The 13,255-nt window shown below is 53.6% G+C and carries 11 protein-coding genes; 9 read left to right on the plus strand and 2 right to left on the minus strand.

Going from position 1 to position 13,255, the window contains the following annotated elements; translation table 11 throughout:
• The first annotated feature begins 167 nt into the window (after window positions 1-167).
• Window positions 168-812, plus strand: a complete 645-nt coding sequence (locus tag QMX84_RS11505) for a class I SAM-dependent methyltransferase (RefSeq protein ID WP_262126833.1) — start codon at window positions 168-170, stop codon at window positions 810-812.
• Here the strand turns inward: QMX84_RS11505 and ampC are convergent.
• On the minus strand, window positions 809-1,966 hold the full coding sequence (gene ampC / locus QMX84_RS11510; protein ID WP_262126834.1) for a class C beta-lactamase: 1,158 nt from the start codon (window positions 1,964-1,966) through the stop codon (window positions 809-811). The two genes, QMX84_RS11505 and ampC, sit on opposite strands and share 4 nt — an antisense overlap.
• A gap of 290 nt (window positions 1,967-2,256) precedes the next feature.
• On the opposite strand from ampC, the gene rnd reads away from it, so the two are divergent.
• The 3 genes from rnd to QMX84_RS11525 all read left to right on the plus strand — a co-directional run bounded on the left by rnd (window position 2,257) and on the right by QMX84_RS11525 (window position 4,715).
• The gene (rnd, locus tag QMX84_RS11515) at window positions 2,257-3,390 is read left to right on the plus strand and encodes a ribonuclease D (RefSeq protein ID WP_048368653.1); all 1,134 of its coding nucleotides are present in this window, start codon (window positions 2,257-2,259) and stop codon (window positions 3,388-3,390) included.
• On the plus strand, window positions 3,387-3,680 hold the full coding sequence (locus tag QMX84_RS11520; protein WP_282363845.1) for a YcgL domain-containing protein: 294 nt from the start codon (window positions 3,387-3,389) through the stop codon (window positions 3,678-3,680). The genes rnd and QMX84_RS11520 overlap by 4 nt, the downstream gene beginning before the upstream one ends.
• A 102-nt stretch (window positions 3,681-3,782) precedes the next feature.
• Window positions 3,783-4,715 carry a D-2-hydroxyacid dehydrogenase gene (locus QMX84_RS11525; protein ID WP_262126837.1) on the plus strand — a complete coding sequence of 311 codons (933 nt, stop codon included), beginning with the start codon at window positions 3,783-3,785 and terminating at the stop codon, window positions 4,713-4,715.
• Between the two features lie 567 nt (window positions 4,716-5,282).
• Here QMX84_RS11525 and QMX84_RS11530 read toward each other — a convergent pair.
• Window positions 5,283-5,876, minus strand: a complete 594-nt coding sequence (locus QMX84_RS11530; protein ID WP_262126838.1) for a nitroreductase family protein — start codon at window positions 5,874-5,876, stop codon at window positions 5,283-5,285.
• Between the two features lie 156 nt (window positions 5,877-6,032).
• Between QMX84_RS11530 and QMX84_RS11535 the strand changes: the two genes are divergently transcribed.
• The 5 genes from QMX84_RS11535 (at window position 6,033) to QMX84_RS11555 (ending at window position 13,144) form a co-directional block, all read left to right on the plus strand.
• Window positions 6,033-6,482: a YcgN family cysteine cluster protein gene (locus QMX84_RS11535; RefSeq protein WP_048368649.1), complete on the plus strand. Its 450-nt coding sequence runs from the start codon at window positions 6,033-6,035 to the stop codon at window positions 6,480-6,482.
• Window positions 6,483-6,509: 27 nt separating this feature from the next.
• The gene (locus tag QMX84_RS11540; RefSeq protein ID WP_282363846.1) at window positions 6,510-7,742 is read left to right on the plus strand and encodes a hypothetical protein; all 1,233 of its coding nucleotides are present in this window, start codon (window positions 6,510-6,512) and stop codon (window positions 7,740-7,742) included.
• 118 nt (window positions 7,743-7,860) lie between these two features.
• A complete protein-coding gene (locus QMX84_RS11545; RefSeq protein WP_262126840.1) occupies window positions 7,861-8,865 on the plus strand; it encodes an RHS repeat-associated core domain-containing protein in 1,005 nt (334 codons plus the stop codon).
• A 406-nt stretch (window positions 8,866-9,271) separates the two neighbouring features.
• Window positions 9,272-11,656 carry a hypothetical protein gene (locus QMX84_RS11550; protein ID WP_262126841.1) on the plus strand — a complete coding sequence of 795 codons (2,385 nt, stop codon included), beginning with the start codon at window positions 9,272-9,274 and terminating at the stop codon, window positions 11,654-11,656.
• 75 nt (window positions 11,657-11,731) lie between these two features.
• Complete coding sequence (locus QMX84_RS11555; RefSeq protein ID WP_262126842.1) at window positions 11,732-13,144, plus strand: hypothetical protein; 1,413 nt, start codon at window positions 11,732-11,734, stop codon at window positions 13,142-13,144.
• The last annotated feature ends 111 nt before the right edge of the window (window positions 13,145-13,255 follow it).

Below are 13,255 nucleotides of genomic sequence, written 5' to 3' on the forward strand. Positions count from 1 at the left end.
AGCTTGCCTCGCGATCTTTTGATCGTTTAAAAGATCGCGAGGCAAGCTCGCTCCTACAAAATTGCGTGTTTAATCACGCTGCTTTTCATACTTTCCTAACATTTTTTTCACTGGTTGCCCCTTAACCTTTGTGTTGAATATCCCTAAACACAAGAGTTCGCGGGCCCATGTCATCGCAGCTACCTTCCACCATTGAGCTTGAGTTCGCCGAGCGTTACGACCGCGAACATGCGCAGGTCTGCCTGGCCGTGCGGCCATCAGGGCTCGTCCGGCGTCTGGCCGGGTGGCGTGAGCAACGACTGGTTCGCCGGGCACTTAAAGTGGCGGGGGAGCCGGGGCTGGTGTTCGATGTGGCCTGTGGCGTCGGGCGTTTTTGGCCGGTGCTGGCTGAGCACGGCAACCGGGTCATTCTGGCAGCGGACGCTTCGCAAGGCATGCTCGACCATGCACAAACTCATCATCCTGCCAGCCTGCTAAAACGCATCACGCTGTTTAAAAGCTCGGTGTTTTCCATCGATTTGTCTGAAAACGCCGTGGACAGCATTTTTTGCATGCAGCTGTTTCATCACGTCAGTGACAGCGAGCATCGCCTGGCCATTTTGCGTGAACTCTCTCGGGTAAGCCGCGACACGTTGATTGTGTCGGTGTCGGTCGGGCGCACCACCCGCCAGCGTGACAGCCAGCGGGTGGTCATCGGCAAGCATGAGCTTGAAACGCAGTTCGCCCTGGCGGGCTTCAGCATCCTCAAACATTACGATGTGCTGCCCGGCTTTGCGCAGGGCAGCATTTATGTGTTGCGCAAAGGCGCTTAGTTCAGTGCCTTGAAAATCGCGTAGGCCAGTTCTACGCGGGCACTGTTGGGGTAGTTTTTGTTGGCCAGGATGACCACGGCCTGCTGTTTGTCGGGCAGGACCGCGATGTAACCGCCAAAGCCTGAGGTAGAGCCGGTTTTGTTAAGCCATACGGCTTTTTGTGGCGCCAGCGGCGGGTTCAACGCCACAGCCTTGTTGGTCTCGTAGGCCATGGTGTTTGAGTTGCCTTGCAGCAAGTCTGCCTGTGTGACCGGGTAAGGGTATTGCTCCCAAATCAGGTCCTGGGTCATGGGGCCGATCTGGAAGTAGCCGGTGTGTGTGTTCTGCACTGCACGTTCGATCGCCGATGCGGGCTTGCCCGTGTTCAGGTTCAGTTGCGCGAAATGAATCAGGTCGCGAGCGCTGGTCCGCACGCCATAGGCTTCGTCGGCCAGCACGTCCGGGGTGAGCCTGCGCGGCTGGTTCTGCTTGTCATACCCTTGGGCATACAGCGGCATTTTGTCCTGCGGCACGCTCAGATAGGTGCTGCTCAGGCCCAAAGCGGGGTAGAGCATGTTTTGCATGGCCGACTTGAACGGCACCTGCAAGCTCTTGGCGGCGATCACGCCGAGCATGCCAATGCTGGGGTTGGCGTACGTTCGGTGGGTACCGGCTTGATAGGTCGGCTTCCAGTGTTTGAGGTAATCCAGCAGTTGCTCATCGTTTTTTACGTTGTCTGGCACTTGTAAGGGAAAACCCCCGGCCGTGTGCGTTGCCAGATGCAACAGCGGCACTTTGCCGAACGCACTGCCTTGCAACTTCGGCAGGTAGTGGCTGACCGGCTCGGTGAAAGACAGCTTGCCTTCGACTTGCGCGTAGGACGCCAGGGTGGCGGTAAACAGTTTGCTGATCGAACCAACTTCAAACAGCGTGTCGGGGGTTGTTCTGGCATCGGTTTCTTTGGAGGCCAGGCCGAAACTGTAGAACTGCTGTTTGCCCTTGTCGCTGATGGCAATGACCAGGCCAGGCACTTCGTACCGCTGCATCAGCGCTTTCGCGGCTTTTTGCACGCTGTCTTCAATGTCGGGGGCAAAGGGTTCGGCATGGGCAATGCTGGCAAGGGTGCTCAGCGCAAGGGCGCAGGCTGCAGTGGAGAGTGTTCGGGTAATACGCATAGAGGGAAATCCCGATTTATTAGTGTGGGGTGAAGCACAGGTTCAGTTAATAACCTTGTCACGTCATATTTCGTAACGACGCCACTGTGGGTGAATCTTACGGCCGCTATTTTAGAGGTTCCACCGGGCCGGGCCACGGTGGGTGGAAAACGTATCAACAAAAAATAGCGAAGTATTGAAGGTCATCGGCTTTTAACTTGTAGGCTTTTTCGTCGACAAGAGGACGAGTCAATGCGCTGATTGCCACGGTGGCGATATATACTGCGCGCCATTCTTCAAGGGAGAGCCGTGTGGCCATCGATATTCACTGGATTCGCGACAACGATAGCCTCGGCCAACATTGTGCCGAATGGCAACATTTGCCATTCATAGCCCTCGACACCGAATTTATGCGGGTCGATACCTTTTACCCGATTGCCGGGCTGATTCAAATTGGCGACGGCGAGCGGGCTTTTCTGATTGACCCCTTGACCATCGACAACTGGCAGCCGCTGGCTGCACTGCTGGAAAACCCGGCGGTGGTCAAAGTGCTGCATGCGTGCAGTGAAGACCTGGAAGTGCTCTTGCGTCTGACGGGCAGCTTGCCTGCGCCGTTGTTCGACACCCAACTGGCAGCGGCCTATCTGAACCTGGGCTTCTCGATGGGTTATTCGAGGCTGGTCAAAGAGGTGCTCGACCTCGACCTGCCTAAAGGCGAAACCCGTTCTGACTGGTTGCAACGCCCGTTGTCGGAAACGCAGATCAGCTACGCCGCTGAAGATGCCCAGCATCTGGCTGAGGTGTATGTGCAGTTGCGTCCGCGCCTGTCGGATGACAAGTACAACTGGGTGCTGGAGGACGGCGCCGAACTGGTGGCCAACCTGCGCCGTGAGGTCGACCCTTACGAGGTGTACCGAGAGGCCAAACTGGCCTGGAAACTCTCGCGTCAGCAACTCGCGGTGTTGCGCGAAGTGTGCGCCTGGCGTGAGCTGCAAGCCCGTGCCCGGGACCTGCCACGCAACCGTGTGGTGCGTGAGCATGCGCTGTGGCCATTGGCCAAAACCCAGCCAGATAACCTAGTGACCCTGGCGCGCATTGAAGACATGCACCCGCGCACGGTGCGTCAGGATGGCGAGTTCCTGCTGGATCTGATCAAGCGGGCGAGCAGCCTGGGCCCGGACCAATGGCCCCCGGCCGTGCCCGAGCCGTTGCCGGTCGAGGCTGCTGCGCTGGTCAAGCGCCTGCGCGCCATCGGTCAGGCCGAGGCTGAGCGCCTGAACATTGCGCCTGAGCTGATGCTGCGCAAGAAAACCCTCGAAGCCCTGCTTAAAAGCGGCTACCCCGAGGGGCCTTATCAATTGCCCGATTCACTGCGCGGTTGGCGCCGTGAGTTGATGGGCCAGGCGCTGCTTGATTGCCTGGCCGACGCTGGAGAACCGTCTTGAAACATATTTGCTCGATCTACCGCAGCCCAAAACGCAACGGCATGTACCTGTACGTATTAAAAGCCGAAGCACTGGAGCGTGTGCCTGAAACCCTGTTGAGTGGTTTTGGCAAACCGCAGCACGCCTTCGACCTGGTGCTGACCCCGGCGCGCACACTGGCCCGTGAAGACATCGGCAAAGTCCTGGAAAACCTGGTCAATCAGGGCTACCACCTGCAAATGCCGCCGGCCGAAGACGAATACATCGAGCACTTGCCTGAAGAGCTGTTGCGTCGTAACGACCCTGTGTAAAGGCACTGGTGCAGAACAGACTCACTTTGATTGCTGGCGGCTGAACGCAATGGAGCAAACCCGGGCGCGGCGGCTGGCAATGGTTTTAATAAGGTTAGAAGCATGCGTGTCCTGATTGCCGAGCAAGATTACTCGCTGTACGCCCAACTCTTGCAACAAGCGGCCCCTGAACTGCAAGTGCACACCAGCGGCGACTCGGCGCAACTGGCGCAGTTGGCTGCCGACTGCCCGGTGTGGCTGGGCCAGCCAGATCTGATGGCCACCCTGTTGCGCCAAGGGCACACGCCGCAATGGCTGCAATCGACATGGGCCGGGATCACCCCACTACTCGCTGAAGGGTTGGGGCGCGATTACCGGCTGAGCCGTGCGGTCGGTATTTTTGGTCAGGTCATGGCCGAATACGTACTGACCTACATGCTCGGTCACGAACGTGAAGTGATGGCGCGGCTGGTCAGCCAGGTCGAGCGCAAATGGGACAATCGCACGGGCCAGAGCCTGGTCGGGCGCAAGGTCTTGATTGTCGGGGCAGGTGACATCGGCCAGACCGTGGCGCAGTTCCTGCAACCATTCGGCGTTGAACTGTTCGCTATTGCCAGCAGCGCACGGGAACAGGCGCCGTTCACCGAGGTTGCGACCTTGAATGATCTGCCGCGTTTGGTCACGCAGATGGACTACGTGATCAACCTGTTGCCCAACACCCCTGAAACCCACGATTTGTACGATGCCGAACTGTTTGCCCTGTTCAACCCCAACGCCGTCTTCATCAATGCCGGACGGGGTGTGGCGGTGGTGGATGCTGACTTGGTTGAAGCGTTGCGCCTGGGGCACCTGGCTGGCGCCATCATTGACGTCTGCCGTCAGGAGCCATTGCCGGCCAAACACCCGTTCTGGACTGCCTGGGGTCTGCTGCTGACCGGCCACAGCTCGGCACCCACCTCACCGCCGATGATGGTGCAACTGTTTATCGACAACCTGCGCGCGTACCAGGCGGGCGAGCCGCTGCGTGGAGAAGTGGACTTCGAACGCGGGTATTAACGGCTCAATTCACTGAAAACTCACCCCCACTGTAGGAGCGAGCTTGCTCGCGATCTTTTGATCTTGATCTGGCTTTTGATCTTGATCTAAGAGGCCCCGTTAAACCACGCTGGCCGAACGCAGGTGTTGCGAGTGGGTAACCCGGCAGGACGCCGGGTTAGCCGCGACACGGCCAGGGATGGCCGATCGCGGCGGGCCCACGTAGCAAGGCCTGTGGTGAGGGCATGCCGAGCCACAGCGAGGCACCGAGGGGTTGGGGCAAAAAGCGTTTGGTTACTTTGCGCTTTCAAAGTGACGCGCCGTAAGGGCGGAACCCTAAGTGGCCGTTGCCGCAGCAATGGATATGTACAAAAAATCCTCTCTAATCAAGAGCATCCCTCACCCTAGCCCTCTCCCGAAGGAGAGGAAACCGATTGGGGGATGCTGAAGATATTCGCTGTCATGTTTGCTGCGCGACAGCGCGGCGTCGAAGACGGGACGGCCGCTCCTACAGGGTATTGGTTCGACTTAAAAGCTTGGGCGTAGTAGGCCGTTGCGTAGCCAGAGGTGCAGTGCCCTCAAACTCCCTTACAGGCTGAAATCACCCTCAGCGACCAGCTTGCTCAACGGCTCGCGCTGGCTTGGGACTTCCTTGGCTTGCAGGTAGTCCACCAGGCTTGCTTTGTCGCCTATTTTGCCAATGGCAACCATGGCCTGAACCGCGTAACCCTCAGGGATCTTCAGCTCGGTGCGGGCCCGTTCAAAATCCAGACCGCTCATGCCGTGGGTGTGCCAGCCACTCAAGTGCGCTTGCAAGGCCAGTTGGCCCCACGCGGCGCCTGTATCAAAGGCGTGGGTGGGTGCAGGTTTTTCTTCTGTGCTGCCCGGTGCGGCGAAGGTGGTTTTCGACACGATCACCACCAATGCCGCGGCGTGCTTGGCCCAACCTTGGTTGAACTCAACCAGCAGGCTCAAGTAACGCTCAAACTCAGGGGTGCCGCGCAGGGCGAACAAAAAGCGCCAAGGCTGTGCGTTGTACGCCGACGGGGCCCAGCGGGCCGCTTCGAAAAAGCTCAGCAGGGTTGGCTTGTCCAGGGTTGCGTCGGTAAAGGCGCGCGGTGACCAGCGCTGGGTGAATTGCTCGTGAATCGGGTGTTCGGCAACGCGGTTGGAGGTTGGCATTCGAGTTTCCTGAGTGGATTTGACCAGCCGCAAAACTACTGTCATGTCTGCCAGCTGACAAGTCCTGTTACGCCGTCAGTCACAAGCGCTTGGCCCACGGCAGCTTGGGCACTAGACTGGCGGCCTTTTCCACTCCCTGATGTTGATGTTTGAGCCATGGCCGCAATCGTAAAACCCTTCTGGATCCGCAAAACCCTCGATCAACTCGATCAAGAGGAGTGGGAGTCGTTGTGCGACGGCTGTGGCCTGTGCTGCCTGCAAAAACTCGAGGATGAAGAGGACAACAGCGTCTACTACACCCGTATCGCCTGCAAATTGCTCGACATGAAAACCTGCCAGTGCAGCGACTATGCCAACCGCCGTGACAGCGTGCCTGATTGCATCCAGTTGTCACCCGGCAAGGCTGAAGAGTTCAAGTGGCTGCCGCCCACCTGCGGCTACCGGCTGGTCAGCGAGCGCAAGGACTTGCCGCTCTGGCACCACCTGGTCTGCGGGGACCCTGAGGCCGTGCACCATGAGCGCATCTCGCAATCCGGGCGCATGCTGGCCGAGGGCAGCGTGCCGGAAGACGACTGGGAAGATCATCTGATTTTCCGCGCCGGTTAAGTGCCGGAGCGGTGCAAAGGAGTGTGTATGCCGCTGTGTTTTAAATGGCCTTTGGGCGTGTTGCTGATCATCGCCAGCGGCCCGCTGTGGGCGGGCAAAAAAGTCGACCTGGATTACCACGTGCAACTGATGCCGCAGAGCAATCAGGCGCAGGTGCGCGTGACCCTGGCTGATGGCTCTGCGGTGCGTAGCCTGGACTTCGACCTGGGGGTGCCCGACAGTTACAGCGATTTCAAGGCGAACGGGCAATGGCAATTGACCCCGGACCCCGAGCACAGCCGTGGCCTGTGGCATCCGGGGCCGGGCAAGGCCAGCCTCACTTACCGCGTGCAGTTGAATCACCCGCTTAAAAATGGCAGCTACGACACCCTCATGACCCCGACGTGGGCCTTGTTTCGCGGTGAACAGTTGGTCCCGCCTGCAAGCCTCGATCAACAAGACGGTACCGAGTTGGTCTCGCGGCTTGAGTTCGAGTTGCCCAAGGGCTGGAAAAGTGTTGAAACCGCATGGCCACGTATCGGTAAGAACCGCTTTCGTATCGATGATGCTTCCCGGGTGTTTGACCGGCCTACGGGCTGGATGCTCGCTGGCACGCTAGGCACCCGGCGCACCACCCTGGGTGAAACCGAGGTGACCGTGTCGGCGCCAAAAGGGCAGGGCATGCACCGCATGGATGTCATCACCTTGCTGACGTTTGTGTGGCCGCAAGTGCAAGCCGTGTTCCCGCGTAACCCACCTAAACTGTTGATCGTGGGTGCGGCCAGCCCGATGTGGAGAGGCAGTACGGCTGACCACAACTCAATTTATCTCTCCAGCGTCCTGCCGCTGGTCAGCGAAAGCGGCAGCAGCCCGTTGCTGCGCGAAGTGGTGCAAGTGTTTGCCGGCATTAATGCCGAGCCGGGCCATGAGTGGATCGTTGACGGTCTCAGTGAGTACTACGCCATTGAACTGCTGCGCCGTGCGGGCGGCATGAGCGACGAGCGTTATCAGACACTGCAGCATCGGCTCAATGCAGTTGGTAAAGGCGTCACTCATTTGCGCGCAGCGACCGTTAACCAGGCGATGCAGGCCCGTGCGGTGACTGTGTTGCAGGCACTGGACCGCGAAATACGTTTGCAAACCCACAACAAGCGCTCGCTGGATGATGTGAGCCGGGCGCTGATGCGCATGGACAAGGTGAGCACGGGCTCATTTATCCAGCTCAGCGAAAGTGTGCTGGGTGGGAACTCCAGTGTGTTGGACAGCTCGTTATTGCGCTAATGCTCGCATAGCACTGATATTGATTTACATGTTTGGGCACACAACCTAGTCATACCGTCAGGTGTCCCATGCAACCACATGTTTGACACTTCAGTTTCATTTACTGGAGTGTCAAACGATGACGGTTTCAATCATCAGCTTTAACTACGATCCCCTTGATCGCTGCACAGTGTGCGCGCGTTCGGGTGAGCCTGTTAGGTTGCGTTTCTATCAGAGAGATCAGTGGGTAACGGCCATTCAGGGCAACGTGGTCACTTCGCTGTTGCGTAATAATCATCAAGCGCTTGCACAGCTTGACCCTACAGGGACCAGCTTACTGGCAACCGACTTGTCCGGTTCTACCATAAGCCTTGTCAAGCCACTGCATCCGGTTAATAACGTTGTCTCTAGCCCTTATGGTTATTCCCGGTCTCTCGACAGTGCGGGTGCGTTGGTGGGGTTTAACGGCGAATTGCCTGAAGCCATTACCGGTCATTATTTATTGGGCAATGGTCATCGGGCATATAACCCGGTACTGATGCGATTTAACAGCCCTGACTCGCTGAGCCCCTTTGCGAAAGGCGGTATTAATGCCTACGCGTATTGTTCGGGTGATCCGGTCAATTGGCGGGATCCAACGGGGCATATTCGTTTGCCTGCAAAACTGTTGAGTGTTCTTGGAGTGACGGCCTCAAGTGCGGCCAGTGACAATATTGGCTCATGGAAACAAGCTTTCGACCTTGTCAGAAAGTCATTGACACGCAGTGACGCTGTTCCAGAGTCAATTGCATATAGCAGGAATCTCCTGAGTAATGGGCTTGACGAAGTCCCAAAAAATGAACCCTTTATCAAGCGGCTATTCGAAACCAATGAGAACCTTATTTCACACGCAGATCAAAGTCTGAGTGTTCCTCACGCCCGTGCTTATCTGGGCGATGCACACTTAGTAGCTGATGGAAATCTTTCTAACGCCGGTGCACATTCACGTTCAGCCGGGCGTTGGTTCTCGGAAACGACGGGGACTGAACGTGTTGTGGGCACTTTCATGAATTTAGGTGGAGCTTTAATCGCGGGGGGCTTTGATCATCGATTACACATAACAGGTCGTTCGATTCGAAAGGCAGTGGTTAGCATTCGGGTATGAGTATTTGAAGTGTGTATGTTACAAGTAGTTAAGGGCTATATAAGGTGGTTTAAAAGCAGGCGATGTATCCCTCCGGCTAAAATTTACTGGGCGTTTTAAAAAGGGGGGTTCATTACGTTATCAGATTTTTGGTGGGAGCAAAGTACTCAATCTTTCACCTCTGCAGTTTAAACGTTCTGACTGAATTTTTGAAAAACCTAGTACTTCTGTTAGTGTTCAGGGCACGGTAAATAGCGTACAAGTGTCCTTGGTGATGCTTGAATAGTGCCTTGGCTGGGTGTTGATACTCTCTGTTTGTGTCCATAAGAGATGCGCTATGTTTTTTTTAGTTTGTACGATGTCAATATGGAGTGTCTGAACGTGTGCGACATCCTTTAGTGGGATTACTGTGTTTTAAGGGGTGAGTATGAGCAAAAGGCCATTGGGTGATTTGTTAAAGTCCATGCAGGGAAAATCCTGCACGGTAGGTTGGGATGCCGTGGTGATGTACGATCAACGTAAAACTAACGAACTCCTTTATCAGTTATATGTTGAGCGGTACAGCACGGGTGAAGGTATTATTGAACCTGCATCGATGGAGATGGTCTGGGGAGATGGAAGTTATATTGAACATCTTTTTGGTCTGAAATTAGGTGCCCCTAAACTATCCTTTGAAATATCCAGTCTTGAGCAGCCACCGCGCACACGTCTGACCCTGGATATGATCGGCGGTATGATTGTTAGCACTAACACACTCCCGGGTGGGGGTAGATATGTCTCGCGAATAAAACAGGTTTTACCGGTGGGAGGGCCGCAAATATGGATGGATCAACCGCTGACCAAAGGGGTGGTAGGTGCGGGTGGTGAAGTATTGATTGATATAGGTAAAGCCGACAACTTCAAAGCGAACTTTGTTGTCGGCAGCAGTTCTCAAGATGATGTCGGTAGGCTGTTTAAAGAATATTTTAAAGCGCTGAATGTAGAACAAAAGTGCTTTTCGCTGGGAACATTAAACTGTGTACCGAATGGTGTGTTGACACCTCAAAATTTTGAGATAAAAACGAGAGCGTCTGCGCCTTCTGCATTGATGCAGACCCCAGAGTATGGTGATGGGGCGATCATGTTGTTTATTACTTTGGCCGGTGGAAAGGATGGCGTTGCATTCCCAAATGAAACAAGCGACTACCTGATTCCAACGGATCAAAATGGGAATCTTTATACCGGTACTGTCTTGCTGTCGAGCAGCGTATTCATGACGAAAGTGATAAAGCCCGCATTGGAAGCGGCGATAGGAAATGGGCTTGTGTTGGCGCGCGAAGGTTTTGGTGCTGGCATCAGCAGTGGTTTGAAGGCGACTGCAGGTGGAGGTATAACCGGTATTAACTCTCCCTTTTCATACTGGGGGCAAGACAGTATAGGGGGGAACCCTATACTAAAATTTGCTTATGCGAATATTGAAACACTTGCTTATAGATTTCAGGGTGATAGTTCTCATAATTTACGTGTAAGCACCGGGGCTGAAGGTTTGGATGTGCGTGTCAGGTGGGGGACTGCTGGTGTAGATGAGTACATGATAAATAATAGTTGGCGGGTGGGGTATCAATATGACTTTAATATCGAATTGGTGTGTGATCTATTACTTAATACGCTGACGGGAATTGTTAGTTTTGGTGATGCAAGAGTTTTAAAAGAAAGCAGCGAGATCAATTTTCTAAATGATGGTGGAGATTATTGGAATGTGGACGGTAAGGCCGCTAATAAAGCGGCAATTGAAGGGTGTATCAAAGGTGTTCTTAAGAGCGTCATCAAAAAATTTGACATTCCGTCAGTGGATACTTATCTCATTCGAAACCTGTTGTTTCCAGGTCAAAATGCTTTGCAACTGACTCAGGCATTTGTCCCAGGGGATCTTGCCCTGTTTGGTCACATTGATCCTCTTCTGACGTCTGTCTCCATCTCCCCTTTGAGGCACACGATTGAAGCAGGCGGCCACATACAATTTAAGGTGTCTCAAGTATTAAGTAACCCTGGCTGGTCGGTACGAGACGTCGACGCAAAAGTTGAGCAGGTCGGCACAATCAGTTCAACTGGCTACTATACGGCGCCGACACAAGCGCACCTGGCCAGCGGGGTCCTGACAGTAATGATCACCGTGACAGGCGTCTTGCGGGGACAAATAGTGAAAAGCTCTGCATTGATATCGGTCATGCGCAGCCTTATTCAGGTTAGCGATTTATTTTTAACGTGTGATCTCAATAAAACCAAGGAACTGTCAGCCACCGCACTGGATAATGCACCGCTGACGTTTACTTTAATGACTCCCGAGTGGGGGTCTACATTGACCGAGGTATCAGGTCAAGTCAATCAACGGCTGTATACCGCCGGTGGCATAGTTAGTTCGGATGTATCTTACCCGGTGGATGTCATTGAGGTGAAAAATGGCAATGCAACGGCGTATATTCATGTGCTTATTCAGCATAATCCTTTAACTGCGCCAGTAGGAATAGAGGCGTTGAGTGAGTCGGAGCAGAGGAGTTTGAAATTTAACCTATTAGGGAGTAAGGGACCTTTAACACCTGCCCGTTGGACTTTATTGGCCGGCGAAGGCAGCCTTGATAAGGACAGTGGTGTTTATACTGAGCCGGACACGGTCGCTCCAGGCAGCTTTGCTGTCATAGCCGGAGTTTTTGGAACTGATGATGTGTCGGTGCATGGTTTTATGGCGGTGCCATTACCGTTGTCTCAGTATGTCGATATTATTAATTCTATGAATAATGCAGTTCAGCTGTCACACCTTGATATCAATAGATAGTGTTCTGTTGCTGTGCACCCAGTGAGTGTCATCGGTATCTCTGTGTAACCGGAAAATCTTCAGAGGGTATATACAATGAATGTGTCAATAGCCAATAGCAAGGCCGTGGAAAACCTGACTTCAGGTGACGTAGAACACTGGATGACAACGAATCATTCTGTGTTGGCTACGTTAAAATTACATGAGTTGAAAATCCCTTCAACTATGCATTCCGGTACGTTTGAATTCGATGCCCAAGCGTACACACGTAGTACTCCTGATTCATCTGGAGCGCTTTGGGGTATCCAGATTGAGGCCGGTGTCAGGGCTCTGGATTTACGTATTTGCCAAATCGGGGCCGGGCAGTGGGTATTTCACTACAACCACCAACCTTCCGCTAATACAGTGCAGAGCTTGATAGATTGGTGTAATGCCTATTACAGCGTGTCTGATTCAACTGCTATCAATGAAATCCTTGTTTTAAATATCCGTGATTGTTATTCGCTCAGCGGAGCATTCGATTATGTACAGCTGAAAAATCTTTTCGTCAATGGCTTGCAGGCAACGGGTTTGATACCCCGCAGTGCGGCTCTTTTAACCTTGGGTCAAATGACCCATGATTATGGGGGGAAAAACATAATTCTCAGTTGGGATAAATGTTCAGAGGATGATTTAATATGGCCTTGTCGTTGGCAAGGCTGGATCAATACAGTGGTGCCTGCAGGTGTCAATCAGAAAGCTATCATGCAGATGTATGTCATTCATAATACAGTGACACAGCTTTCATCAACATTGTTCGTGGCGAATGCCCATTCTCACTCTTTGAGTAATAGGCCGCCAGTGGCAGGGCTGGAGCTAGATCATGCTTTGATTCAAGCATGTATATCGGCCAATCTTAATCAGGCACCTCCTGCCCCTCCCGTTGTTGAAAGTAGTCAGTATGATTTCGCCTTGCAGACACTGTCTCTGACGATTACACCGGGTTTCAATACGTCACACTATCAGATCAGTATAAACGCTGGGAGTAATATTATTTATCCGCACACCTTGTCAGAAGGCCGCCATAGAATAACAGTGTCGCTCGCGCTTAATCGGATGTATCAACTGAGCATTAAGCGTGTAGATGCCCATGGGCGAACGCCGAATGGTATTTTAGTAGACATTGATACCAGTACAACCAAAGACACTGACAACCCTGGAAATATCGATGGCCCGGATGGGCCTTGGATAGTTGGGGCAACACGTAATGGCGACATTGCAGGTTACGCATACTGGGGTACTCATGACCTCAGCCCCTATGATCACGCCCTGATTAAAATATATCGCTCGCAAGATATAAATGAAGGCATAGCCACTGGTCCGGCCATTTTTGAAAAAACCCTTAATAACTCCGCAACCAGTGTTACCTTTTACCCACTGGAAGTCGGCACGGATTATGTAGTGACGCTGGTGGGTGTCTTTTCAAATCTGACTAAAACCAAGGCATCCTGGAAAAAAGTTTCTTACTAAACACTCACGGACCCAGCCTCGATTTCCGAGATTAGCTCGAAGAGTGTGAGTTGGCAGGCGTTATTTGCAGATCATTAAGGGGTTTGCGCAGGTCAGTATTTCTTCGGGATG

Source organism: Pseudomonas sp. PS01297, assembly GCF_029959305.1.
In the GTDB taxonomy this organism is placed as follows: Bacteria; Pseudomonadota; Gammaproteobacteria; order Pseudomonadales; family Pseudomonadaceae; genus Aquipseudomonas; species Aquipseudomonas helleri.